The sequence below is a fragment of the Fibrobacter sp. UWB1 genome (assembly GCF_002210325.1).
Classification (GTDB): Bacteria; Fibrobacterota; Fibrobacteria; order Fibrobacterales; family Fibrobacteraceae; genus Fibrobacter.
This window is the reverse complement of sequence record NZ_MWQL01000001.1, coordinates 258,940-284,594: the sequence shown is the minus strand read 5'-3', so window position 1 is coordinate 284,594 and position 25,655 is coordinate 258,940. Positions and strand designations below refer to the sequence as shown.

The 25,655-nt window shown below is 50.9% G+C and carries 21 protein-coding genes; 2 read left to right on the top strand and 19 right to left on the bottom strand.

What is annotated here, in order from left to right; translation table 11 throughout:
• Positions 1-2: 2 nt before the first annotated feature.
• Genes murF through B7988_RS01080 form a run of 6 tightly spaced genes read right to left on the bottom strand, consistent with a single transcriptional unit; the run spans position 3 to position 6,506 of the window.
• On the bottom strand, positions 3-1,385 hold the full coding sequence (gene murF / locus B7988_RS01105) for a UDP-N-acetylmuramoyl-tripeptide--D-alanyl-D-alanine ligase (RefSeq protein ID WP_088656521.1): 1,383 nt from the start codon (positions 1,383-1,385) through the stop codon (positions 3-5).
• A complete protein-coding gene (locus tag B7988_RS01100) occupies positions 1,378-2,805 on the bottom strand; it encodes a UDP-N-acetylmuramoyl-L-alanyl-D-glutamate--2,6-diaminopimelate ligase (RefSeq protein ID WP_088656520.1) in 1,428 nt (475 codons plus the stop codon). Before B7988_RS01100 ends, murF begins: the two co-directional genes overlap by 8 nt.
• Positions 2,806-4,704 (bottom strand): penicillin-binding protein, encoded by a 1,899-nt coding sequence (locus B7988_RS01095; RefSeq protein WP_073318306.1) that lies wholly within the window; start codon positions 4,702-4,704, stop codon positions 2,806-2,808.
• Entirely contained in the window at positions 4,701-5,009 is a 309-nt protein-coding gene (locus B7988_RS01090) for a hypothetical protein (protein WP_088656519.1), read from the bottom strand. The genes B7988_RS01095 and B7988_RS01090 overlap by 4 nt, the downstream gene beginning before the upstream one ends.
• Positions 5,006-6,043 (bottom strand): 16S rRNA (cytosine(1402)-N(4))-methyltransferase RsmH, encoded by a 1,038-nt coding sequence (gene rsmH / locus B7988_RS01085; protein WP_088656518.1) that lies wholly within the window; start codon positions 6,041-6,043, stop codon positions 5,006-5,008. The genes B7988_RS01090 and rsmH overlap by 4 nt, the downstream gene beginning before the upstream one ends.
• The gene (locus B7988_RS01080; RefSeq protein ID WP_073318312.1) at positions 6,033-6,506 is read right to left on the bottom strand and encodes an MraZ family transcriptional regulator; all 474 of its coding nucleotides are present in this window, start codon (positions 6,504-6,506) and stop codon (positions 6,033-6,035) included. Before B7988_RS01080 ends, rsmH begins: the two co-directional genes overlap by 11 nt.
• A gap of 272 nt (positions 6,507-6,778) precedes the next feature.
• Here B7988_RS01080 and B7988_RS01075 point away from each other — a divergent pair, with 272 nt between their 5' ends.
• Complete coding sequence (locus B7988_RS01075; RefSeq protein ID WP_088656517.1) at positions 6,779-7,225, top strand: hypothetical protein; 447 nt, start codon at positions 6,779-6,781, stop codon at positions 7,223-7,225.
• 48 nt (positions 7,226-7,273) lie between these two features.
• Here the strand turns inward: B7988_RS01075 and B7988_RS01070 are convergent, their stop codons facing one another.
• The 9 genes from B7988_RS01070 to rimP all read right to left on the bottom strand — a co-directional run bounded on the left by B7988_RS01070 (position 7,274) and on the right by rimP (position 21,535).
• Positions 7,274-7,891, bottom strand: a complete 618-nt coding sequence (locus B7988_RS01070) for a hypothetical protein (RefSeq protein WP_088656516.1) — start codon at positions 7,889-7,891, stop codon at positions 7,274-7,276.
• 3 nt (positions 7,892-7,894) lie between these two features.
• Positions 7,895-9,325 carry a hypothetical protein gene (locus B7988_RS01065; RefSeq protein ID WP_088656515.1) on the bottom strand — a complete coding sequence of 477 codons (1,431 nt, stop codon included), beginning with the start codon at positions 9,323-9,325 and terminating at the stop codon, positions 7,895-7,897.
• Between the two features lies 1 nt (position 9,326).
• Positions 9,327-14,252, bottom strand: a complete 4,926-nt coding sequence (locus tag B7988_RS01060; protein ID WP_088656514.1) for an InlB B-repeat-containing protein — start codon at positions 14,250-14,252, stop codon at positions 9,327-9,329.
• Positions 14,253-14,319: 67 nt separating this feature from the next.
• Complete coding sequence (gene ribF, locus B7988_RS01055) at positions 14,320-15,237, bottom strand: riboflavin biosynthesis protein RibF (RefSeq protein WP_088656513.1); 918 nt, start codon at positions 15,235-15,237, stop codon at positions 14,320-14,322.
• The gene (locus tag B7988_RS01050) at positions 15,234-16,265 is read right to left on the bottom strand and encodes a pseudouridine synthase (RefSeq protein WP_088656512.1); all 1,032 of its coding nucleotides are present in this window, start codon (positions 16,263-16,265) and stop codon (positions 15,234-15,236) included. Before B7988_RS01050 ends, ribF begins: the two co-directional genes overlap by 4 nt.
• Positions 16,266-16,619, bottom strand: coding sequence for a 30S ribosome-binding factor RbfA (rbfA, locus tag B7988_RS01045; RefSeq protein WP_072976600.1), 354 nt, complete (start codon positions 16,617-16,619; stop codon positions 16,266-16,268).
• 182 nt (positions 16,620-16,801) lie between these two features.
• Positions 16,802-19,873, bottom strand: coding sequence for a translation initiation factor IF-2 (gene infB, locus B7988_RS01040; RefSeq protein WP_088656511.1), 3,072 nt, complete (start codon positions 19,871-19,873; stop codon positions 16,802-16,804).
• Positions 19,874-19,903: 30 nt separating this feature from the next.
• Complete coding sequence (gene nusA / locus B7988_RS01035) at positions 19,904-21,073, bottom strand: transcription termination factor NusA (RefSeq protein WP_073318331.1); 1,170 nt, start codon at positions 21,071-21,073, stop codon at positions 19,904-19,906.
• 15 nt (positions 21,074-21,088) lie between these two features.
• Positions 21,089-21,535, bottom strand: a complete 447-nt coding sequence (rimP, locus tag B7988_RS01030; protein WP_073318334.1) for a ribosome maturation factor RimP — start codon at positions 21,533-21,535, stop codon at positions 21,089-21,091.
• Positions 21,536-21,925: 390 nt separating this feature from the next.
• Between rimP and B7988_RS01025 the strand changes: the two genes are divergently transcribed.
• Positions 21,926-22,138, top strand: a complete 213-nt coding sequence (locus tag B7988_RS01025) for a hypothetical protein (RefSeq protein ID WP_073318336.1) — start codon at positions 21,926-21,928, stop codon at positions 22,136-22,138.
• 66 nt (positions 22,139-22,204) lie between these two features.
• Here B7988_RS01025 and B7988_RS01020 read toward each other — a convergent pair whose 3' ends face one another.
• Genes B7988_RS01020 through B7988_RS01005 form a run of 4 tightly spaced genes read right to left on the bottom strand, consistent with a single transcriptional unit; the run spans position 22,205 to position 25,610 of the window.
• Positions 22,205-22,930, bottom strand: coding sequence for an NUDIX domain-containing protein (locus B7988_RS01020; protein WP_088656510.1), 726 nt, complete (start codon positions 22,928-22,930; stop codon positions 22,205-22,207).
• Complete coding sequence (locus tag B7988_RS01015; RefSeq protein WP_249268787.1) at positions 22,927-24,045, bottom strand: hypothetical protein; 1,119 nt, start codon at positions 24,043-24,045, stop codon at positions 22,927-22,929. The genes B7988_RS01020 and B7988_RS01015 overlap by 4 nt, the downstream gene beginning before the upstream one ends.
• Positions 24,046-24,058: 13 nt before the next feature.
• Positions 24,059-24,979 (bottom strand): peptidase M23, encoded by a 921-nt coding sequence (locus tag B7988_RS01010; protein WP_088656509.1) that lies wholly within the window; start codon positions 24,977-24,979, stop codon positions 24,059-24,061.
• Positions 24,980-24,983: 4 nt separating this feature from the next.
• Positions 24,984-25,610 (bottom strand): STAS domain-containing protein, encoded by a 627-nt coding sequence (locus tag B7988_RS01005; protein ID WP_073318345.1) that lies wholly within the window; start codon positions 25,608-25,610, stop codon positions 24,984-24,986.
• Positions 25,611-25,655 lie beyond the last annotated feature (45 nt).

The window sequence follows — 25,655 nt, the reverse complement described above, 5'->3', positions numbered from 1 at the left end:
CCTTAAGCCTTGACCTTCGTGAGTTTAAGCATGGCATCCACCACAGTCTCCATGTGCATACCGCGGCTGCCCTTGATCAGGAGCACATCGCCTTCGGCCACGATTTCGGTGAGGGTGTCGATCAGTTCCTGCACAGAGGCAAAATGATGAGCGGCCTTCATGCCCTTGGACTTTGCGCCCTTCACATAAAGTTTCGCCTTTTCGCCCACGGTCAGGAGCATATCAAAATTCATTTCGGGCACCATGGCACCCATTTCCTGGTGCAAGGCGTCGGTCTGGGCGCCGAGTTCCAGCATATCGCCCAGAACGGCAATGCGGCGGTTCACCTTCATATTGCCAATGGTCTGCAACGCCATCTTGGTCGAAGACGGATTTGCATTGTAGCAGTCCGACACGATCTTGAAGCCGTTCGCATTCTTGATTTCCATGCGCATGTTGGTCGAACGGAAATTTGCAAGAGCCTTGGCGATGTCGGCCTTGGGCACCCTGTACTGCAAGCCGACGGCAATTGCAGCGAGAGCGTTATAGAGGTTATGAATGCCCGGCACATTCAGCGTAAACTTGGTGCGGTCTACAAAGAAAGTGGCACAGTTGTCTTCGTTCCATTCGAGCTTTTCGGGCTTGATAATGCCACGCTTTACGCCAAAGGTCACCACCTTGTAGCTGGTATTGCTGCGGCACTTGCAAAGGCGCGGGTCATCGGCGTTTACAATCAGCACGCCGTTCTTCTTGAGGCCCGCGACAATCGTCTTCTTTTCGGCGAACACGCCGTCCAAATCCTTGAGGCGTTCCAGGTGAGAGGCGCCAATGTTCGTTATCACGGCCACATCGGGCTCGACGGCGAGCGAGAGCGGACGGATTTCATCCGGGCCGCTCGTGCCCATTTCGATAACAGCCGCTTCGTGGCTGTGCTTGAGCTGGAACAGCGTCATGGGCACACCGATGTGGTTGTTGAAATTACCGGCGGTAGCGTGCGTATTGTACTTCTGCGAAAGAACGGCCTTCACCATTTCCTTAGTGGTGGTCTTGCCGTTGCTGCCCGTAATGGCAACTTTCTTCACCTTGAAATTCTTCTGGTAGCCCTTGGCGAGCTTGAGGAGCGCTTTCGTCGTATCGTCGACGGGCGCATACATCTTGAAGTTTTCAATGCCTTCGGCATCTGCATTCACGACACTCATCAATGCTCCATTTTTTTCCATTTGTGTTACAAACTGGTGGGCGTCAAAACGGGCGCCCTTGATTGGCCAAAACACAACACCTTTGGCAGGTTCGCGGGAATCCATGCAAAGATTCACCTTGCGGTTCTTGGTACGGCCATCGACACCTACCGAGTAGGTTTCGAGGATTTCCAAGAGTTCCTTGATTTTCAAATCCAGCTTATACATTTTCCATCGCCTTCACCGCTTCTTCGCGGTCATCAAAGTGGTGTTTGGTCTTGCCCACAATCTGGTAGTCTTCGTGGCCCTTGCCCGCAATCACCAACCAGTCGCCATCTTTAAGTTCGGCACAAGCCTTGGCAATCGCTTCTTCGCGCTTTTCGACGACGCTGAACTTGTCCGTTTTCATGCCGGCACGCACGTCGTTGATGATGTCGGTCGGATTTTCGGTACGCGGATTGTCCGAGGTGAGCCAAGCCTTGTCCGCAATGCGTTCGGCAATCGCACCCATAATCGGGCGCTTGGTCTTGTCGCGGTCACCGCCACAGCCGAATACGCACGAAAGTTTGCCTCGGCAGAGGCTTCGCGCGGTCGTAAGGACGCGTTCGAGGGCATCGGGAGTGTGGGCGTAGTCCACAATCACGTGGCGGCCATTCTTGTTCCAGACTTTTTCGAAACGGCCCGGAACACGGACTTCGGAGAGAGCCTTGCGCATGGCAGATTCGGCCACACCGATTGTCTTTGCCCAAGCAAGCACCAGCATCACGTTGTCTACGTTAAAGTCGCCACACAACGGAGTTTCAAACGGCTCAGCGCTAATGGCGGGCAAAAGCATCTTGAGTCCGTCTTCGGTATTCTTCACAGCCCCTTCGGGCTTCACAAGAGCACTAACGACCCCTAGACGCGAGACAGCCACCCTCCGGTCCGCTCCAATCCCGGCTAGGGAATCGTATAGTTTCAGTCCGTACGCATCATCGATATTGACAACAGCAACGCCGTCATCTGCCAGATAACGCGTAAACAGAAGTTTCTTTGCCTCAAAATAGGCATTCATTGTCTTGTGGTAATCGAGATGGTCTTGCGTAAGGTTGCTGAACAAGGCGCTCTTATAAAGCACGCCTGCCATACGTCCCTGATCCAGCGAGTGCGAAGACGCTTCCATCACCAAATCCGTACAACCGGCCTCCACCGCCTTCGCGGCAAAGGCATACAAATCCAAAAGTCCCGGTGTAGTTAGGGTGGCTGGTACCGAAGTATCGCCAATCTTGTTCTTGATCGTTCCAAGGAGGGCCACCTTGCGGCCAGCAGCCGTAAGCATCGCATCCATCAAGAATGCGCTGGTGGTCTTTCCGTTCGTACCCGTCACGGCATGAGCGTTAAGCTTTGCAAACGGGTTCTTGTAGAAAACTTGTGCTGCTTCGAGGCGGGCGGCCTTCACGTCGGCCACTTGAATCCACTTCGAAGTCAAGCCTTCGGGAGCAACCGTTTCGCTCACCACGGCCACAGCACCCGATGCCAAAGCGGTTCTTGCAAATTCATCGGCTTTTTCACCCGGCATCGAGAAAAACAAATCTTTAGCCTTCACGCGGCGGGAGTCGTCGCACAGGCCCTGTACATTCAATTTCTGCATCAACGTTTCAGAAATCATTTAGCCCCTCTCCTTGAGCGTAAGCTTGCAAATTTGACCCTTATGGAGCGTTTCCCCGACTTTCGGCGTCTGAGACACAACGCGGCCCATTCCGGTATATTCCACATTCATGCGAATGTTTCCAGCAATTTCAAGAGCATCTTTCAGCGAAAGGCCCTTCAAGTCCGGCATCGTCGAAGCGTCGACATCGCCAAGTTTGAGCACCAGCGCCAAAGAATCCGTCTTGTCGCGGCGAACGGCAATCACTCGAGAACCTTCGCCTTCAAAAGTCACCGGACATTTCTTGCCTGCTGCCACAGACTTTGCTGTCTCTCCAAGCATTCCCACGTAGTCGCCTTCGCAAGCCGTATTCATCTTGACAAACTCAAGATCATGCGATACCGGCGAAAGCTTCGGATGGTAGTAAATGCCTTCCATAATGCGTCGGAAAATCGGGCCTGCCGTTGCGCCACCCGTGTGACCATAAAGCTTGTCCGCGTTCGGGTCGTCCACCAGGACCATGCACACGTAGCGCACATCTTCGACCGGAGCAAGGCCAATGAAAGATGCCACCTGGTGTTCGCGGTCATACTTGCCAGTTTCCTGGTTGTACTTTTCAGCCGTACCGGTCTTACCGCCAAAAATCACGTCCGGAATCTTCTTGCTAGCCACGCGCTTTGCCGTACCGCTGTTCACCACGCGATTGAGCATTTTGCGGATCGAGGCTGCCGTGCGTTCCGAAATCACGCGACGCACTTTTACCGGGTCCTTCTTTTCGACCAGGTTTCCGTCGGAATCACGCCATTCCTTTACAATCATCGGTTCCATCAGAGTTCCGCCGTTCGCAATAGCCGCATAAGCCATCACCATCTGGATTGGCGTTACAGAAACAGCATGGCCAAAGCCCATCGTTTTAAGGGTTCGGTCATCACGAGTCAGTTCGTAAGGCATGTAAAGGCGACCGGCTTCTTCACCCGCCAGGTTTTCAGAAGTCTTCATGCCAAAGCCGAAGTTACGGGCCATACGGTAAAGCTTTTCGGCGCCCACCTTGTCGGCTACCTTCGCATAGACAATGTTCGAAGACTGCACCATTGCCTCGGCCATATCCATATCGCCATAAATGTGCGTGTCGCAAATGCGTTCGGCTCGGGCGCTCCAGCTCCAGCACTTGCCCTCGTTCACAAACACGGTATCTTCGGGCACCACGTCGTTTTCAAGTGCCGCCGCAGCCGTAATCACCTTGAAGGTAGAGCCCGGTTCATAGGACATCGCAACGATGTCGTTCTTCGCCATTTTGCCCACACCCTGCTTTTTGGAGTTCGGGTCGAAAGTCGGGTAACTTGCCATGGCCAGGATTTCGCCCGTGTACGGGTCCACAACTACGGCAGAGGCGCTGGCGGCGCTGAATTCAATCACGCCATCCTTCAGGGCCTTTTCCACGATTTCTTGCATGTCGCGGTCAATCGTGAGCACCAGATTCTTGCCGGGCTTTGCTTCGGCCACGTTTTCGGAGCGTCCCAAAATTTCGCGTTCCCTGGCATCCTTGATACCCACGCGGAATCCTTCGTTACCGCGCAGGCGCAAGTCGTACATGCGCTCCATGCCCATGCTGCCTTCGCCATCGTAACCGACCTTGCCCACAATCTGCGAGGCAAGCTTGCCCTGCAAGAAGATTCGGCTGTAGTCTTCGGCCTTGCCGGTGTCGCGCAGGTTCTTGGCAAACACGACACCGTTACGGTCCAGGATTTCACCGCGTTCGGCATAAATGCTCTTGGTACGGGTTACCATGCTCTTGGTTTCGGCCTGGTACACTTCACGGTTCAGCACCTGAATATTAAAGGTCTGCCATGCCAGAACACCGATTGCGCCAAGCACAATCATCTTCGCAACCGAAAGAGCGTCCATATTGATTATATTCATGGAGCCCCCGTTATGCGAACCTTGGTCGGCACGCCATTCAAGTCAAGACCGGCACTGTCTGCAAAGACAGACAAGTTTTCAAGAGAAGACAACTTGTTGATTTCAAGTTCCTGCAGGGTTCTTTCACGCTGCAGCTGCCCGATCTTATAAGAAAGATCCTGGGACTTCAAGTAAAGCTTGGACAAGCAGTTCTGCATATACAACGGCAAAATCAGCAAAAGCCCTGCCACCAGCACGGCGCAGATAAACACCCACACAATGGTGCGGTTAGAGTTGAACAGGGATTTCTGATTCTTTTCGCTCATACCCGTTCGTACACCCTAAGCTTTGCAGAGCGAGCCCTGCTGTTGTTTGCAATTTCTTCGTTAGAAGGCAGAATCGGCTTGCGATTCACTTTTTTCAGGCGCTGGTGATTGCCACCGCAGGTGCACACAGGCAGATGTTCGGGGCAAATGCAGGCCTTTTCAAATTCAGCGGCCGTTTCCTTGACGCAGCGGTCTTCCACGGAGTGGTAGCTCATCACCACTAGGCGGCCACCCACCTTGAGGCAGTCCACGGCAGCACGCAGACTATCTTCGATTTCCTTGAGTTCGCCGTTCACTTCCATGCGAATCGCCTGGAACACGCGGGCCAAAAGGCCGTTCACTTCGCGCCTCTTGTCGGGGAACACGGATTCTACGACAGCCTTCACGTCAGAAGGCAAAATTTCCCGGTCACCCTTGGAGGCAGCCATTTCAATCAGGCGAGTCGCCAGCTTAAAGCCGCGATCCATATCGGCATTCTTGCGGAGTGCAGCGGCGAGCGTATCTGCATCTACCGTCTTGAGCCATTCCTGTGCAGAAACACCTTCGCGGCGGTCCATGCGCAAGTCCAGCGGATTGTCGCCCACAAAAGTAAAGCCGCGGTCCGAGGCATCTACCTGGTGGCTGCTAATGCCCAAATCGTAGAGAATGCCGTCCAAGGTATTCGGCGCAATTTCGTTCTTCAGTTCACCGAAGCGAACCGGATGCACAATGAACTTGGGTTTTACACCAGCAAGGCGCTTTGTGGCAAAGGCAACGGCTTCTCCGTCGCGGTCAAAAGCGTGAAGCGTTCCTTCTTCATTTAACTTGTTTGCAATAGCGTAAGAATGACCGCCACCACCCAAGGTGCAATCACTATAAGTACCGTTCGGCTTGATGTTCAGACCTTCAAGGCATTCCTTGAGCATCACCGGATCGTGATAGAACACGCCGTTTTCGACGCCAGCGAGGGCTGCTTCGGAATGAGCTGCCGTAGCGCGGCCGCTCAAAATTTCATTTGTATGTAATTCGTTCTTGCGGAGGCTATTAATGGACATCGGACCCCTCCGTCAAGCTTTCTCCATAGAACGCGGCATCGAAGGCGGCAATTGCATCTTCTGTCTGCAAGCCGAACTTTTCGTTATAACGTTCAGGATTCCATAGTTCAAGAGTTTTTCCGCTAGCTTGTACGTAAAGGACTTCGCCCTTAAGACCAGCATACTCCAACAAGATCTTTGGAAGTAAAATGCGGTTCTGACCATCGAGCTCCACTACCGTGGGCGCGAGGCCTCTCCGAACTAGGTCAGCTTGACGGCGGTCGGACCTCGAGTCCAAGTCCGCCATGAACTTTTCATATTCCGGCAAGGTAAACAACCGAAGCGTACGATTCGGACCACGAGTGATCACGAATTCTTCGCCCTCGGTTGGCCCGAGCTGACGACGGAATTCCCTGGGGAAGGAAGACCTTCCCTTTCCATCGATAGCCGTCTGGGCTTGACCTATGAAAGACGTAAAGTTCATACTAGTTTGACACATTTTACCACAACACAGTACAAATCTACCATTTTCTACCACTTTGGCAAGATGGAGCAGACATTTTCAACCCGAAAGCATACAAAAAACATACTTCGGTTCCAGGTCCGGCCAATAGATAGTGAACATTAGTTCACTACACAAAAAAGGTGCAACACATTAATGTCGCAGCGCAGTCGTCAAAAAAAGCGCTTGATAAGAAATCTCTCGTCTTTCAATCTAGAACACGCTTTGTTGAAAGATTATCTATTTTGGGTGTGATGAATAAGTTAAAGATGGTCTTGGTTTGTTTGTTGTTTTTTTCGGCCTCTGGCTTTGCCGCAAAAAAAACTGAATCTGCAAGGAGTGAATCCAGGTGCCATTTCTTTTTGCATGCGGGGTTACTGGATGCGGGCCTCGGCTTAAAGGTTCGCCTGAGTCAAGAAAACGGCGTGTACATGACATTCGATATGATGTGGCAACGATTTCGCACGCAGTATCTTCGTGTTCCAGCATTGATTTACTTGGGCGGCAACAATTTCCATTTTCTCACGGGCTTTACCTTGATTAACGAGGCCCAGGGCGCAGACACCAAGACCGAAGTCGCAGCCGGTTTCAACTGGGACTTCAATGAACATTGGGGACTCAATGGAATGATGTTTAATCCGGTGTCAAAGAGAGCATCTACGGGTAAATCGTTGCTTTTAGACGTGCGCTACACGTTTTAGATTTTCGAAGGCGATTTCATAGCAGAATGTGCGATAGTTTTGTTATCGCTATTTTTCGAGCGGAGTGTCTTGAATTACCGTTTTCGCAAGGTCATCTACAACGTTTTCCCAGTCCCCCTTGGTCATCGCAAACTTGAAGCTCGATATTCCATAGCACAATCCATAGGCGAGAATCTTTTCTTCATCTGCCGAAACAATACTATATGTACCATTCACCACTAACCAATGATCGACTGTTGTTCCACTTGCACTGTTATGTTTTTCCGTCTTACGTTTGAACTTGATTGGGTGTATACTAATAACTACACCGTGAAGACCGCTGATACGATCCAAATTCGGAATCGGAGTCTGTAAAAAGGCTTCTTTTCCAAATTTCAGTGGAACTAAATTAAAATTCTCATCGAGTTCAACCTTAACAGAAGGCTTTTTTTCGGTTCTTTTTTCAAGTGCCGTCGCAATTTCTGCGCTAAACCACTCTTCAAAATTTGATGTGTATTCCGGAAGGTCATCTGCCACATCGTCAGGATTTCCAACAAATGGTCTGCTCACAAGCACTGTGTATGAATCTGGAGCATTTTTCCATTCCGGGTTCACCAGGGAATGTTTACCGGAACACCCCACAAGGAACAACACCGCAAATGCAAACGCAAGGCCCATTTGACGCATAAACTATTCCTCAATCAAATCCAAATATTTTTCATTATACATCGAGCGCGGTTTCGGTGTCCAGAAGCGAACTCCCACGCCGAAATTCAAGTGAAGCTGCGTAGCAGCTTCTTGGGCGCTAGGTCGATCGTCAGCAGTGAGCTCTTGGTAATAAAAGCCTGTCCACGCGGCCTGTGCAGAAAGAACCAAGCTAATACAATCCGTCAATTGGATCGCTTTGCTATACTGCAAACCAACCAAGGGTTCGAAATCAGAATCCTCCAAATTCGGATATTTACCATGGGTGTTCACAGAATTCACTCCTAGGAACAAATCGATCGACCAACTTTTAAGGGTACCAATTGATCCTCCCAACATCACAAAAAAACCGTTTTCGGCAAAAGAATCATCAAATGTTGTCCCGGGAGCCATATAGTACTGGTATTGCAGGAAAAATCTCCGATATTGCCACTTCAGTCCCAAAGTAACCATAGTAGAGACATCATACTCGTTATCAAAAGAACTTGGACCATCCGTTTGAGGGAAACCTACCATGCCAAATAAATTCAGCGCCATCCAGAGTCTTCTCTCTTTCAAGTCATTCGCAATACTTTGGGCCTCCTGCAAATCTTTTTCATGTTGTTTTCCAGCTTGTATACGGGAACGTTCCGATTCATAATCAACGACGACTTTATTTACGAAATCACTATACTTGCTATCGGGATAACGGTTCAAGAATGCCTTCTTATCGTTTTCAACTTTATCAAAAGAGCACTCGTAATGGAATGCAACTTGCTCACAACCATAATCGCCATACTTGTACCTAAGATAATTCAAGTACAGCAACGCAACATCCTTGCTTTCTCTATCCACGGGCATGTCTTGAATAAGTTCGGAATAATCCCGATCCTTGAACAAGTACTTTTCATCTTCCATGTCGAATTCATCAACGATTTTGGTTTCCGCTTCATAAGACTTCAACGAATCATAGTTGAGGATAATTCCAAAAAAGTATTCTGTGAATCCCAAATTCAGCATATAGCCCGTAAATTCATCGAGCGACATTAAAGCCCCGTTGTCTAGGCTCTGTTCTGCGCAGTCACTCATACGGATAATTTCTTGAGAGAGTTCCCTAAAGCATGTCGCACGTTCATCTACACCAGACTCGCCCTCCCAAACCTTAAACCAAAGAACATGTACCGAATTAACAGAATAGGCGTTCACGCACTCGTTATATTTTTGAAGCAGTTTCCGTTTACCATTCGAAAGTTCATCATTGCTCATGCGACATTCACCCTTTGGGGATTCGATTTTGGGCCGAGCATTTTCGACAGCAACATCACGGTTGCCAGAATGTTCATAATAGAAACTTGCACCTGAAAAACCATAAGCAAGCAACAACAATATCAAACTTTTTTGAAAGAACTGTTTCATATAGACCTTTTTAATATCCATTCTACTCAACATCTACCTTGGCAATTTCTCCATCAATTCGGAGAAGGTAGGTGCCAGGTGCAGGAATCACGATGGAGAAATTCTCTAATGTATAGCCGAGAGTCATTACGCGACCTTGAAGGTCCATCACGGCGTACTTTTTGCCGGCCTTGGATCCATTGACTTGGACTGTTCGACCTACAGTCTGAATCACGAATCGAGGAGCAGCCGTTATAGCAATTGCAATCGGCGTCTCAGAAGACGAAGACTTTGCTTCACTAGAGCTAGATCTTCCAACAGAGCTGGAGCTGGATTCTTTAGACGAAGAGGAGACCGTTTCGCTCGAAGAAGATGCGACTTCACTAGAAGAAGACACCGCTTCGCCGGAAGACGAAATTTCTTCGCTCGAAGAAGATTCTTCTTTGCTTGAAGAGGATGCCGTAGAACTGCTAGACGGCCCCGGAATACTCTTCGCGATTTCTGCGGAGTGTTCATTCAAGTAAGCCATATCGAATACAGGATGCGAATCCCCCACTTTTTGGGTCCAGCCTTCGCCCGTGACCCAGCCCTTGCTGTAGTCATGAAGTTTCTTCGCCAAGGTCAAGTCCGTAAATTCCTTTTCGGATACGGGCGTAGAACCATCCAATGCATCGATGGAATCCAAGTGGAATGCGTTATCGACCTGAATTACAGCGCCTTCACTTTTGTAACCGTAGAAAGGACTCGTTGAAGATGTTCCCTTGCCCATGTTGAAGGAGTTGAGCAAATTCACTTTTGAATAAATATCGCCAACAATGCCGCCGGGATATTTTGAGGTTTTCAGTTCGCCAACATTATACGCGTTGTATATGTTAAGCGGAGTCCTATTGCGCCCCACCAGGCCCCCGATATAGCGCCCATCCACAGAGCCCTCGTTGTACACATACGCCAAATCAACCTGACATCCATTGTCCGCTACACCAATCAGTCCACCAGCATGTTCTCTTGCGAAAATAGTTCCCTCATGACTTGCATGTACAATGAGTATTCTTGCGGAAAAAAGTTCACCGACAAGTCCGCCAGCACATTCTGAAGTACTGGACAAATGCCCCTTGTGGTTTACATTCACCATTTCCAGGGTTCTGCATTCGTCCGCATCCGAATCCCCGAAGAAATAACCGACAAGTCCACCAACCTTCGTTCCGTTGACTTGGTTACCCTGGTAAATCATCGCTTCAACAATGCTTTCGCTGGTAACATTTTCCACTAAAAGGTCCGTTTTCTTCTTGGAAAGACCGACTAGGCTTCCAACCCAGCTGGCGGCCTTGAAATAAGAATCCTTGATGTTCAAGTTCTTGATAGTGACGGTAGAAAATTCGTACTCATCGCCTATGGAAGCAAAAAGCCCTGCGCTGACCACGTAGCCGTTGTCATAGTAAAGCCCCGATATGGCATGCCCCTGACCATCAAAAGTCCCACGGAAGTTCCTGATCGGAGTCCATTCTTGGAAGGATGCGGTATCAGTCACATTCAGTTGATCATCAATCGTCACGTTTTTGTTCATTACGATGTCGGCGGTCAATTTTACGCAAACCGCGCCGCGGGAAGCCCTGTTGTAGTCTTCTGCGAACTGGAGAAGTTCTCCGGCATCACCGATTGCGTAGCAGCCGCCAGTGACCTGCGGAATATGCCACCATTTTGCATAAAAGACTTGTTCTCCGGAGGCAGTATCAGGAATGGCTTCATACAGCTTGCCGGAATATTCGGCATTGTCGTACCAACCCCTAAATGTATAATCTGCGCGAACAGGAACCGGAAGGGACAATCCAATTCCATTGACATAGGAATCTGGATAGTCGGCAGTATCGCCGTCAAAGGTGTATAGGACCAGCGGAGACGTTTTCACGGTGGCAACACCACTGATGGTTCCCGTAAGCTTAGGATATTCGTCCACACCGACTTCTTGGCCCCATACGGAACCATCTATATTTTTGTTCTTGTACATGTGCAAGGCGCTTGCGAGAGAGCCATCCTTGATCTGATCTGCTGTCACCTCAAAATAAAGGGCCTTGTTTGAATCCGGATCTATAAACCCTTGAGTATTTTCGTAGCGGTAGGCGTTTCTATAAACAACCGGAACATTATAGGGGGCATTGACTACGCCAACCCAGTCCCATTCTCCCGTAGATTTATTCTTGGAAAGCGCATAGGAATTTTCGATGCTGATGTGTGCAACGATGGAATCAGACCCTATGAAATGAAGTGAGGGGGTAGACCCGACCAGGCCTCTACCGCCCACATCGATGCTGTACGAATTGAGAATGTTAAGCCTTCCCGTTGTATAGGCGACAAGGCTACCCACCCCCATGTCTGTCGTACGCGTGGCATAAGACTCGCTTACATCAAGAACACCGTCAAGGTGCGCACCGATCAACCCGGAAAAATGATAGTAGCCATCGGCAACGGCATCGCTGTGGCAATTCTTTACAATCACCCTCTTGCTGAGCGTATCAACTTTTCCAATCAGGCCACCTGCATTTTCATTACTGCGTATATAAGAATCAGTAATACCGACGTTTATGATCTTTGTGGGGAAAAGTGAATCCTTGCTAAACACCGAGCCAAAAAGGCCCGCGTTTGCAACTGTCGAGTCGTTGAAGTAAAGTCCCGAAATCGTGTGGCCCTGCCCATCGAATTCGCCATCGAATTCTTTTATGGGAGTCCACTGGATAAAGTCGTTTTTACCATCCCTGAGATGTTCTGCAGAGGCCATGACATTCTTGTTCATGGTAATGTCGTCGGTAAGTTTCGCACAGAAGGGAACGATGTTATAAAGGGATGTATTTACGATGTTCGCAAAACCGAAGAGTTCCTCCCTGGAACCGATCTGGTAACAACCGTCAACCAATTTGGGTGTCTTGGGTGTAATGGACGATGCTACGATGATACCGTCCTTGAAAGTCGGATATGGGTCGACCCATACGTCCTGCCCCCAAATGGAGCCGTCAGTACGTTCGCTCTTGTAGTCGTGCAGCAACTTGGCGACAGTTCCATCCCGGAATTCCTGTTCACTCACCCAGGTTCCGTTAGAATCTTTTTTCGCTCCGTAGTAAAAAACGTTAAAAGCGGAATCCACGTCGCCTTCGTCGGTCAAAGTTGCAGACGGGGGCTCCTTTTTATACCAGAAATCGACAATAGGCATGTTGTATGAGTTTTCAGCAGTAATCTTACCACCGACTCGACCAAACATGGCAAAGTTGTTATCTTGGCAACAATCCCTATAATTTTCGAAACGCCCCAAGTTATAGGAATTCGTAACGAGCAAATCACCGGATACGTTACCGACAAAACCGCCTACAGAAACCCTAGCAGAGCCATGGGCTTCGTTGTACGAATGCGATATGGACGCATCACGCAGGCACCCCGCAAATCCTCCCGCACTAGATCCCCACACGACACTGCCGCTGGTATGGCAATTATCGATATTCACGCCCGATCCATTACCCACAAGGACACCTATACAGTCACCGCCTTCGAAATGCACTTTCTTGACTTCCAAGTTCTTGATGGTTGCCCTGTAGCGTTCCGTATAGGTGATAACCTTTTCATTTACGGATCCGAAAAATCCCATACTGCTCAACGTATCGTTACGATACAATCCCGAAATGCTCTTGCCGCTACCATCGAATGTCCCGCAAAAATTCATGATCGGAAACCAGGGCTTGTATTCCTTTTCGGCGTCTACGTTCAAAGCAATGTCTGCCGTAAGCTTACCACAGGCGCAAGGCTCCTGAACAGTCCCAGGGGCTCCATTCACTATGGCGGCAAAACCATAAAGATCATCTTCTGTACTTATTTCATAACAGTCCCCGTTCTTTTTGGGGAGCGGAGTCCACATGGCATACAAATCTAAATTACCCGACGTCTTGTAATCAAGACCAGCAATCGGATTCCCGGTAAGCTTAGCATTTTTGAACCAGCCTAGGAAAGCGTAACCATCACGGACGGGAATCGGAAAAGTAGTCCTGGCCCCCTTTATATAGCCGACGGCATAAATTTCATTATCCATGGTCACGTTATGCCAAGAAAGACTGAAGACCGAGTCTGCACCTGTATAACCAGTTACCGTTCCGCTGAATACGGGATGCGGATCGGCCCCTACGTTTTGCCCCCAGGCGCTACCGCCGAGGGAATTGTGAAGGCGTTGTGCGATTGTACCGTCGGCGAATTGAGAAGACTTGACCGAAATGGTGTTGGTACTGGAATAGACGTTATGCTCATAAGGTTCGTAGCTATTGACGACCTCATCGATTGTTTCCGCATAAGCTCCGACAATAAGTCCTACATCCTTGATGACGGTTTTCGGGGGTAACGTATATGAATTCCGGACATAGAGCGGACCTTTATGCGCATTGCCGACCAGGCCTGCCGACCCATAGTAACCGCGTACAAAGGCGACACTATAGACATTGGATATCGCGACCGTGCCAGTATCGATGTTACCGATGACACCCGAAGCGCTTCCGCGGCTGAAAAAGTAAGAATCCTCGATGCCTAGATTTTTGACAGTCACCGTGTCTTCGTCCTTGGGCGGCTTGACAGACAGAATCAGGGCGGCATCTTCGTCGCCACTCATGTAAAGGCCCGAAATGGTGTGGTACTGGCCGTCCAAGGTACCGCTGAATTTTTTTATCGGAGTCCAGGTTATAAAAGCCGAACCGTCGCCGTTGAGCGTATCGTTCGCAAGCACGTTTTTGTTGACTATGATATTTGTAGTGAGTTTGCCACACGCCGCCATATTCTGCGTCATTCCGTTGCTTCCATTCACGATGGATGCAAAGCCGTAAAGTTCTGCGGCAGTTCCAATTTGATAGCATCCGTCCGAAAGCTTGGGTATTACAGGGGTAATGGATGTTGCGGCATAAACTGATGCAGCAAGGAATAAAGCGTGTATACAACCTAATTTCATGGTAAGAAATATATAATATTCTTACCGCTTTTGTAATTTTTTTTTATTTTTCTTGCTAAAGCAGGCTCTATTCGGCCCAATGATTGCCGTTGTAATTGCGGGCGGTATCGGCATCCATGCCAATCTGGCGCACCAGATCGTCTAAGCTCGGGAACTTCTGTTCGGGGCGCAAGTATGCCATCAAGTCGAGCACCATCGGGCGACCGTAAATGTCTTCGCTGAAGTCGAGCAGGTAGGCTTCGATGGCAAGCTGCTGGTTACCCGTAGAAGGTTGTGTTCCAATGTTTACCACCGCTCGGAAAGAACGTTCATCATGTGCACCATCCGCATCGACTCCACCCGGGAGGCGGGCGGTTGCCACATACACGCCGTGCTTGGGCAAGAACTTGTACTTTTCCACCTGCAAATTCGCGGTCGGAAAACCGATGGTATGCCCGAGGCGCTTGCCTTCGACAATCGTTCCAGACAAACGATACGGACGGCCCAAATAAGTCTGCGCACGAGACACATCGCCATTCAGCAGGGCATTTCGCACAGCGGAAGAACTCACGCGTTCGCCCTTATGCAGCACAATCGAAAGCATGGCTGTCGAAAGTTCCGGGAAGGCAGCCGTAATAGTTTCGTAGTTGCCCTTGCCGCCGGCGCCAAAGCAATGGTCGTGGCCAAAGAACATGGAACAAACGCCGCGTTTTTCAATCAGCTCCTGACGGACAAAGACATCGAACGGGAGCTTCGCCACTTCGGGCGTAAACGGGAGCACCAGAAATTCAAGACCCAGACTTTCAATGAATTCGCGTTTTTCTTCGGTAGTCGTCAAAAGCAGCGGATCGCCGGGAGAGTGCAACACGTAATTGGAATGCGGTTCAAAGCTAATGACGGTAGGCGTCAAGCCGTTCACTTCGGCAACGGCCTTGAGCGTGCGAAAAAGAGCCTGGTGTCCCAGGTGGCATCCGTCAAAATTACCCATCGTCACTGCACGCTTCATTTTTCGTCCTCACCCAAATAAAATTTAGGCTTAATTCGCCCCGGTTCATAAAAGCACAGGCTCAAGACTTCGCCTTGCATGTCCGCGGCAAACACATGGCCCTCGGGGCCTACGCCCTCGATTTTCTCTTTCCAAGGGAGCCAATTACCCTGGCGAATCACAGCTACCTGTTCCGGCGTCAGGCGCACCACCGGAAAGTCGAGCACCGCATCGACCGGCAACAGGTTTTCACGGGTCAGGTTCTCGCCACGCACGGCACTCTCCACCGCCACGTTGCCGATGCGGTGTCTGCGTATCTGCGATACGCAGGCGTAGGTCCCGAGCGCACGCCCGATATCGCGACCGAGAGCGCGAATGTAGGTTCCCTTGGAGCATTCGCAAATCAAGTCGAAGGTCGCAAATTCCTTGCCGGAGCAACCTTCAGTCACTTCGCCCTCGCCAATCACCTTGAGTTCGCTAATGCGAATCTTGCGGGGTTTCAACTCAATGTTGCGACCGCGTTCCATGAGGTCGCTTGCACGCACGCCGTTGATTTTCACGGCACAATACTTCGGCGGAATCTGCTCGATATCGCCCGAAAACTGCGGCAATACACGTTCGACATCAGCACGAGAGATCCTTCTCCCCATTCGGGGATCATGCCCACTAAGGCAACAAGTTGCCAAGTGGTCAAAGAGACTACACTTCGTTTCGCTCAGGATGACACCTTCTTTGTCAACGCTGAATTCCGAATTCCGAACTCCGAATTCTCTCTCATCCTGCTCCACCACTTCACCGTCCCATTCGAGGGTATCGGTTTCGTAACCCAAATGCAGTCTAAAGCTGTAGCACTTGTCCTTGGCTTCAATAAACGGGAGCAATCGCGTGCAGCGGCCAGTCGCCGCAATAATCAAGCCCGAGGCGCGCAAATCCAGCGTGCCTGCGTGGCCTACTCGCTTCGTAGAAAAGACCCTTTTCAGTGGGAAAAGGGCCTTAAAAGAAGTTTCACCAGCAATCTTGTCCAACAGAACGAAGCCGGAATTGCTCAATTACAAATCCCCTTTCTGCTTCAGTTCGGCCAGAATGCTTTCGATATGCATGGCGTGTTCCAGGTTTTCGTCCAGAACAAAGTTCAATTCGGGAATCTTGCGAATCTTGAGCGCCTTGCCCAAAACCGTACGGATATACCCGGCGGAATTCTTGAGGCCAATCAGCGAATCGCGCTTTTCCTTGTCGCTTCCCATCACCGAGACCATCACCTTTGCATAGCTCAGGTCATCGGTAATCGTCACGCGCGTAATGCTTGCGAGGCTGCTCACGCGAGGGTCCTTCAAGCCCTTCTGCAAGAGCTTGCCGATTTCCTCGCGGAACTGTTCGTCCAATCTGTCTGTTCTTCTACTCATTTATATTAAGCTGTGAGGTGCGAGGTCGCGCTAAAGCGCTTTGAGCTCGCTTCGCTTTGAGGTTAAGGATTCCATTTTGCGCCATAGGCGCCTAACTTATACCCAAAGGCACAACGGTGCCGACCTCATCGCTCAGAGCCTTGCGCCGCAAGGCGACCTCAGACCTAGTTACTTTCTACCGTCTACTTAACTTCCTCTTCCGCGGTCTTCTTCGCCTTTTCTTCGGCTTCTTCGCGGGCCACATCCTTCAAAGTACGGGCAACCTTGACTTCCTTGAAGAAGATCAAGCTATCGCCTTCCTTGATGTCTTCGTAACCCTTAAGGCCGATACCGCATTCAAAGCCACGAGCGACAGACTTGACGTCGTCCTTCATGCGCTTCAAGGACTGGACCACGGTCGTACCGAGTTCCACACCGTTACGGTACACGCGCACATGGCTGGTACGGTCGACTTCGCCGTCGGTAACCATACAGCCTGCGATAAGACCGATCTTCGGAATCTTGAACACCTGACGGATTTCGGCTTCGCCGGAGAGTTCTTCGCGCATAGTCGGCTTGAGGAGGCCTTCCACAGCGTTCGTGATATCTTCGATACAGTCGTAAATCACGCGGTAGTTGCGGATTTCGATGCCTTCCTTCTGGGCCATTTCTCGGATAGAAAGCGACGGCATCAAGTGGAAGGAAATAATGATTGCCTGTGCGGTCGTAGCCAAGAGGATATCGGATTCCGTAATGGTACCCACACCCTTGCGGATAATGTTGACGCGCACTTCCTTGTTGGTAAGCTTTTCGAGGCTTGCTGCAAGAGCTTCTGCAGAACCGCCCACGTCGGCCTTGACAATAAGGTTGAGTTCAGAGAGTTTGCCTTCCTTACGATCGTTGAAGGTATCTTCCAAAGTCTTGACGTTACGGGAACGCAAGTCGCGTTCACGGGCAGCCATACGGCGCTTGGAGGCAATCTCACGTGCAGTCTTTTCGTCTTCGACCACGATCAAATCATCACCGGCCTGCGGAGTACCGTCAAAGCCGAGCACCTGGCACGGAGCAGACGGAGGAGCTTCCTTCATCTGTTCGCCACGTTCGTTAAACATGGCACGCACACGACCGGCATAAATACCGCAAACGAACGGGTCTCCCACATGGAGTGTACCATTCTGCACGAGGATCGTGGCCATAGAACCCTTACCCACGTCGAGCTTGGATTCCACCACGGCGCCGCGAGCATGAGCATCGGGGTTCGCCTTGAGTTCGAGCACTTCGGCTTCGAGGGCGAGCGTTTCCAGGAGGTCGTCCATGCCCTGGCCCGTACGTGCAGAAACTTCGATACAGCTGGTAGAACCACCCCACTGTTCCACTTCCACGCCGCGTTCAGCGAGCTGGGCGCGAATCTTGTCGGGGTTAGCGGTCGGCAAGTCGATCTTCGTGATGGCAACAACCATCGGCACCTTTTCGCGCTTGGCAAGTTCAATCGATTCAACGGTCTGCGGCATCACCATGGAGTCGGCTGCCACCACGAGCACGATCACGTCGGTCACCTGAGAACCGCGAGCACGCATAGCACTAAACGCTTCGTGACCCGGAGTATCGAGGAAGGTCACCTTGCCCTGCTTGGTCGTGACTTCGTATGCACCGATGTGCTGCGTAATACCGCCCGATTCGCCGGACACCACGTGAGTCTTACGAATCCAGTCGAGCAAAGAAGTTTTACCGTGGTCAACGTGGCCCATCACCGTCACCACCGGGTGACGCGGCTTCAGGTTTTCAGAGGATTCTTCTTCCACGCCGAGCACTTCTTCTTCGTATTCTTCCATCAGCTGGGCTTCGTAACCGAATTCGTCGGCCAACAGCTGGATGGTTTCAAAATCCAAGCGGGCGTTGATGGTCACCATCATGCCCATTTCCATGCACTTCGCAATCACGCGGGCCGGCATCTGGTCCATAAGGCCAGCGAGTTCGCCCACGGTAATGAAGTCGGAAGTCTTGAGGATTTTCTTTTCTTCGCCGGAATTGTTGTCGTTGTGTTCCTTGCGATAAACTTTCTTAACGGGCTTCTTGGAAAGGTCGGCCATCACGCGAGAAACGTTCTGGCGTACGGCTTCCTGCTGGAGTTCCTTCTGTTGCTCCATGCGGTCCTTGCCGTTATTGCGACGATTCTTGTCATTGCCACCATGACGGCCATTCTGCTGCTTGCCACCCTTGCCACCCTGATTCTGGCCACCAAATCCCTGGCCGCCGCCATTGCTGGCGTTAAAGGCGTCTTGCATCGAGTTGCCGGTAAAGCCTCCCGTGCGGCCGGTAAAGGTACGACCGCCGTTGTTGCCGCCATTGCCGTTACGGTTGTCATTGCGACGGTTGCCGTTACGGTTGTCGCCATTGTTGTTCGAGAGGCGACCGAAAGTTCCTGTATAGCCCTGCTGGTTTCCACCACCGTTGCGGTGACCGCCGCGGTTTGACTGGGCCTGTTGCTGAGACTTCTTGATACGGGCGAGAATAGCTTCGTCCGGTTTGAACACCTGGGCCTTCATCGGAGGCTGTTTGAGTTCCATGCCCGGGGTCACCATGGCAGGCTTGGCAGCGGCCGGTGCGGCAGCAGCGGGGGCTGCGGGGGCGGCCGGAGCGGCAGGTTTTACAGCCGGAGCAGCAGGTTTGACTGCAGCAGGAGCGACCGGTGCCGGAGCAGGTGCTGCGGGCGCGGGCTTTTTCTCTGCGACAGGAGTTTCTGCCTTAGGAGCTGCGGGAGCGGCCGGAGCAGCTTCAGCCTTCGGGGCTGCAGGAGCTGCGGCCGGTGCGGCAGGCTTTACAGCGGCCGGTGCAACAGCTGCGGCAGCGGGGGCTTCGACAGCGGCAGGCGCCTCGGCCTTGGGGGCGGGGGCAGCAGGCTTCACCGTAGCGGCAGGCTTTGCAGCGGCCGGTGCGGCAGCAGCGGCAGCGGGTTTCGCCGGCTTCTTAGTCCTGATGAGCGTGGCCTTCAACTTCTTGCCATCGCCAGCCGAAGCAGACTCACTCTTCTTGTCAGAAGAAGCATTGGAAGTTTCAGCGGAAGACGCCTTTTTCAGATTCTTGTTGCGAGCTTCAGCCTTCTGGCGTTCGGCCTCGGCGTCCGCTTCGATCTTCTCATAATCCTTAGCATCAAGCTTGGACACCTGAGTACGGACAGCAACGCCCGCATCGCGAAGCAGCTTCATCACGACATCAACCTTGATGCCGTGGGATTTTGCCCAGTCTACTGGTTTGATTTGTTCTTCATTAGCCATGAATAGCTTCCAATGTTCCTTTTTTAAAAATTAGCGAGCAGCCTTACGGTTCTGGTTAAAATCGGCAGCGGACGGAGAGGTAATCTTAGCCTTCGTTTCGTCGTCCTTCTGGTTCCATTCGTTTTCACCGAACACGTCGAGGTTACGCTGCACGAGTTCTGCAGCAAGCTTCACGTTCTGGCCGTTCTTGCCAATCGCCAAAGCAAGGTTTTCGTCGCTGATAATCACCACGGTGCGGCGGGTTTCGGGCACGTGAATCAGCTTGATTACGTTAGCCGGAGTCAAGGCGCGCGTAATGAAGGTATCCAGATCCGGATTCCACTGCACGATGTCGATTCGTTCGTTACCGAGTTCACGCACAATCGTCTGCACGCGGGCACCCTTCATACCGACGCAAGCGCCGACCGGGTCGATTTTTTCGTCGCGGGAATACACGGCAATCTTGGCGCGGAAACCCGGTTCGCGGGCAACGCCCTTGATTTCGACAGTACCTTCGTAAATTTCCGGAACTTCCTGACGGAAGAGTTCCTTGAGGAAGTCACCGTTAGCGCGGGACAGCACCACCTGGGCACCGTTCTTGGAAGATTCTTCCACGCGGGCGATCACGGCCTTGATGGAGTTACCCTGAGCCCAACGTTCGCGGCGGATCTGTTCACGAGCCGGAATCATGGCCTCAGTCTGCTTGCCGAGCTTCACGATGATGTTACTTTGTTCAAGACGAAGCACTTCGCCGCTCACCATGGTACCGATACGGCTGCGGTAGGTATCCATGATCTTCTGGCGTTCGGCATCGCGGATCTGCTGGTTCAGGAGCTGCTTTGCAGTCTGAATGGCCTGGCGACCGAATGCAGAAATAGGAATTTCCATTTCGAGGAAGTCACCCGGCTGAGCATCTTCGTTAAAGTCGCGAGCTTCTTCGACCAGCATGTAACCCTTGTCGAGTTCTTCCACTTCGGCAGCGGTCATGTTCGGGTCGTAGTCCGGATAGTCATCGACAACGGCCACGCGCAAGAACACATGGACTTCGTTGGTTTCAGTATCGAAATCCACATCGATCTTCTTTTCGATGTGCAAGTACTTGCGTGCTGCCGTCACCAAGGCTTCCTTCAAAGCGTTGATGACAATGGAATCATCCATATCCTTGGCTTCGACCACATCTTTCAGCACATCGAGCAAGTTAACTTTCGGTTCGTTCTTCATAAAATGACCTTCCTATTATATTTGTACATCCACTTTTGCCACCAGCACTTCGCTGCGGGGCACGACCACGTCACCGGCATTGCCTTTAAGGGTGAGCGTCAAATTTTCTTCGTCTGCAGCAACGAGCTTGCCCGTAACAGGCTTACCGGTACTGCGGGTCACCCGCAAAAAACGTCCGATATTGCGGGTAAAATCGGCAACCGACTTGAGGGGGCGGTCTAGCCCCGGCGACGACACTTCCAAAGTGTAGGCACCTTCAATAATATCCGGATCGGCATCCAGGGCATCGGACAAATGACGGCTCACGTTAGAGCAGTCGTCGATTGTCACCCCTTCGGGTTTGTCTATGTAAAGGCGCAGCGTTTTACGTTTGCCTGCGCGGAACATGTCCTGTTCCACCAATGTAACGCCGGCGGCTTCGCATGCCTGGGCGACCAATGTATCCAATTTCTGGGCTACCAAATAGACCTCGTATAATAAACGGCGTTCGCATACGGCCCCGAAATCTGCTCATTTAAGCCTAAATCGGGTCCACGAACGTCAAGACAGACCAAATAGAGAAATTTTTCAAGCCTTAGGCAACTGGATTTATAAAAATAAGGGGGGAAATTAGTTCAGATTTCGGAATTCAGAGTTCGGAATTATTTTTCTGGCGGCTTCGCCGCAATTATTTAAATTCTGAAATCCGAAATCACAATTACGAATTTTTACAGCCGGATTTATAAAAATAAAGGGGCAAATTAGTTCAGATTTCGGAATTCGGAGTTCAGAATTGTTTTTTCAGGCGGCTTCGCCGCGATTATTTAAATTCTGAAATCCGAAATCACAATTCCGAATTTTTATATTTACCGCATGGCTTACGTACTTTTGATTCTCGCTACTTTAATTGGTCTTGCTGGTTGCGCCTACTTTTTGCGCAAGAACATTCTCGTGATTCGCGAAAAGAATAAAAACGAACCCAAGGCCTACAAGCGCAAATTGAACTACGTCCTCACAGGTCTATGGTACGGTTACCTGACCATTTTCTTCCTGGGCCTGACCATCAACAACATCGGGAAATGGTAAACAGGGACTAATGTGGGATGTGGAATGTGAGATGTAAGATGCGGAATTATAATTAGTCATCACACATTACACACTACACATTTTTCTAGCCTCAAGCCAGCGTTCGTACAAGAAGAGAGCGATCAAGTTCTTTCCATCGATAAACTCGTGGGCGGCTTCTTCGTAAGGGAGCACCACCGTCTTTATCCATTCGATTTCTTCGGTGTATTCCTGATCCTTGCCGTCCATGGACTTCAACTGTTCCGGCGTCACGTCGCGTTCGATTGCATACAAACGAATGCGTTCATCCAAAAGTCCGCAGCTTGCCGCAAAGCCGTCGCTTTTACCCTTGTACCAAAAGTCCATGAGGTCAATCAGTTCGGAATCGTCGGCCTTAATTTGCGCTTCTTCTTCAAGTTCGCTCAAGGCAACCTTGCGGTAATCGCCAGTCCAGTCCAAAATCCCTGCCGGAATTTCAAGCGACGCCTGCTCGCCTATCGCAAAACGCGGCTGCCTTACCAGCAACAAGTACTTTTTGCCTTCGCAACGCAACACTACCAAAACGCCAACGGCATTCCCGCGAACAAGCACAATGCCATGCACCGGGCGTCCGTCCGGGAGAGTCGCCGTCGCATCGAGCTTAATGAATAGCGGCTGGCGACCCTTGCGCAAAAAATCCACTGACGAAAAGTGGACCTTGGTCACCACGAATTTTTCTTGAGATTTTTCGAGCCAATCCTTGTAAATACGGGATTCAAGGATAATCGGGCGATCCGCCTCGGCAATTTCAGGAGAATAGGAATATTCAATCATTTTTCTTTCGGGGCATCCGGAGCGACCGTCGCCTTCTTCCAGATTTTATACAGAGAGTCTAGCACCGTAACGCTGTCGGAATCAACCACCATCTTGTTGGTCGACAAGTTATAGACCATCCAATCTTTCTTAGAATTCGGACCGCAGAACGATTCGTCTTCATCGGGCGTAAACAGCTCGCGAATAAAGCGGGCCTGCCCACCGATCACAAAGGAGTTGATCGCAAAGTGACTGTACGTTCCACATTCCGGAATCTTTTCGGTATAGTAAGTGCTGTAATGCCAAATGGTATCGGGGCGTTCCTGCAACTTGCCCAGTTCCGTTGAATCGTTTTCCCATTTGGAATTGATGCAATACACCGAATCGGAATCGGCGCAGGCATAATGCACCGGCACCAAGTTCGTGTCGTTAATATTCCAGGAGTTCGGGTAAATGGTATCGGAAACTGTATTCTTGCACATGTCCACGCGGTGCGTACAAGTAGACTTCATGGTGCGCCAGTAAAACACGCGCGGCGTAAGGGAATCGAGCACGCGCATGACCGTCGGGTAATTTTTCCCGTGCTTTTTGTCTTTAGTGCGAAGCGGGAACGCCTGCACGTCAGCAAAAGCGGAATCCAGATACATTTCAAAAGTATCTCTCGAAAGGCTTCCGCGGCGAAGGATAATGGAATCCAGCGACGTGTCGGCATCGTTTTTCACCTTGATGACACCAATACCGGACATCTGCTTCGACGAAAGCAGAAGCTTGAGAGTCGTATCGGGGCGGTAATAAGGAGCGGCGCAGTCTTCGGCAGTCGCGTGAATCGAAAGCGTCGGCGCAATCCAAAGGACAGAATCTTCCTTGTCGTAATCCAGATTGATAGACTTCAAGGCGCAATTCGAGAATGTCCACATTTTACCCATGTCCAAATACAGGGTGTCCTTGGACAAGTGAATTGTCTTGCCGGAATCGAGCCGGGCGTAGGCAAAGAACCCTTCGCCATCGTAGCTAAAGTCTTCTTTCGAAACATTCAGCGGGCCATCGGTGTCTTTTTCGCAGCCGGCAAAAAAAACGACCGCGGACAAAATCCACAGCAAAGCAAGACCCATGTATTTAGAGCGAATGCGGTTCATGAGACCAAAGGTATTAAAAACCGTTCAACTTTTCAAACGACGCAAGCGAATCAGGTGCGACAGGATGCGTCGAAGCGTAAAAATCGTTCCAGCGAACAAACTGTCCATTCAAGCGGACCGACAAAAAGAATGTCGCGCTGTCTTTCGGAGAAAGCCTGCCCAGCACCGATTGCACGCCGACGGTATCGCCTACCGACAAGGAATCGCTCGGTGCTCCCATGCCCAATGTTTTACTCGTAACATTATAGCCGTGGTCAATTTCAACAAAGTAACCAAGCGAGTCGCGACCCGTATCAAGCACGCGCCCTGCAAGCACCGGATAAATCGGAGCTTCACCGACGCCACTAAACACATCCATCGCCAAAAGCGATTCCTGGCCTTCGAAGTCAAAGCCTTCGTCAATCGAAAGCGCAGACCATTCCAGTGGAAGCCTCGGACATACTCCGGGGAACTTGCAGCCCGTATTCTTGGAAACCCAAATGTAGCTGGAGTCCGGTTTCATATAACGTAAATACACCGACCGCACGCTGTCTTCGTGCATCACGAGCAATGCATTACTGAAATCTGTAATCGGGGCAATCCAATGGAGCTTGGACTTTTCAGTTTTACGGAGAGAACCCACGTAACGCAAGAACGGGTTCGGCAAGCGCGAAATGGGAATGGAATCAACCAGCACCCACGAGCACTGTGCCATTCCCTTCTTTAGCACAAACGGCTTGCCACCGTAAAGTTTGCAGCGGTAGTCCCAAGTTTCGATTGGCTTTTCTTCCTCGTTGCCCGGAAGCGGCAACGCGTTTGCGATTTTGGAGACAAAGCCCGAAAAATATGCCGTCAAGGCCGCCACGGCCACAAGCACGAGTCGGATTAACGGGAACTTATGTTGAGTATTAAAAGTTTTTTGCTTACGTGTGTATTCGTGGAACTCGACAGGCATCGGACTAAAGACTGAAAATCGCGATAGCACCGCCCACAGCAGCCAACATAAGCAAGGCAACAATGATTACGGTCTTGGCCGAAGACGGTTCTTCGTCGAACGGAACATCGAGGCCCTTCTTCTTGGAATTTTCAGCCGGTTCTTCCTTGGCAATCGCATTGAAGCTCTTGGTGAACCTGCGATGCTGACCGGTACGGCGATCCAAATGAGACGGTGTCACATCGATAGAGCCCATGGTAGAGCCCATGTTCTGCGATGCAACCGGAGCCGGTTCTTCGTGAACAACTTCGATCTCGGGTTCGGCAGTTGCAGCCGGAGACTGAGCCTGCAACGAGAACGACATCAAGTCTTCTTCGTAGGCGAAGACCATGATGCTCTTGTCGAGACCAGCCTTCTTGAGGCCAACAAGAATCGTCTGGTTATTGGTAAGGACGGCAAAAATGCCCTTACGGTCTTCCATTTCCTGCTGGAACTGGATAAAGGCATTGTAGGCGTCGCTATAGACAAAGTCCAAACCCGTCAAATCGACGGCCAAATACTTTTCGTCAGGCTTTTCAGCGAGAAGATCGCGAACATCTTTCTTAAACTGTTCGGCATCGAACGCCCCAATCGGATTCAGGGGGGCGGACATCAAATCAAATATTCCAACTTCGCGATAATTCTTTAATTGCGGCAT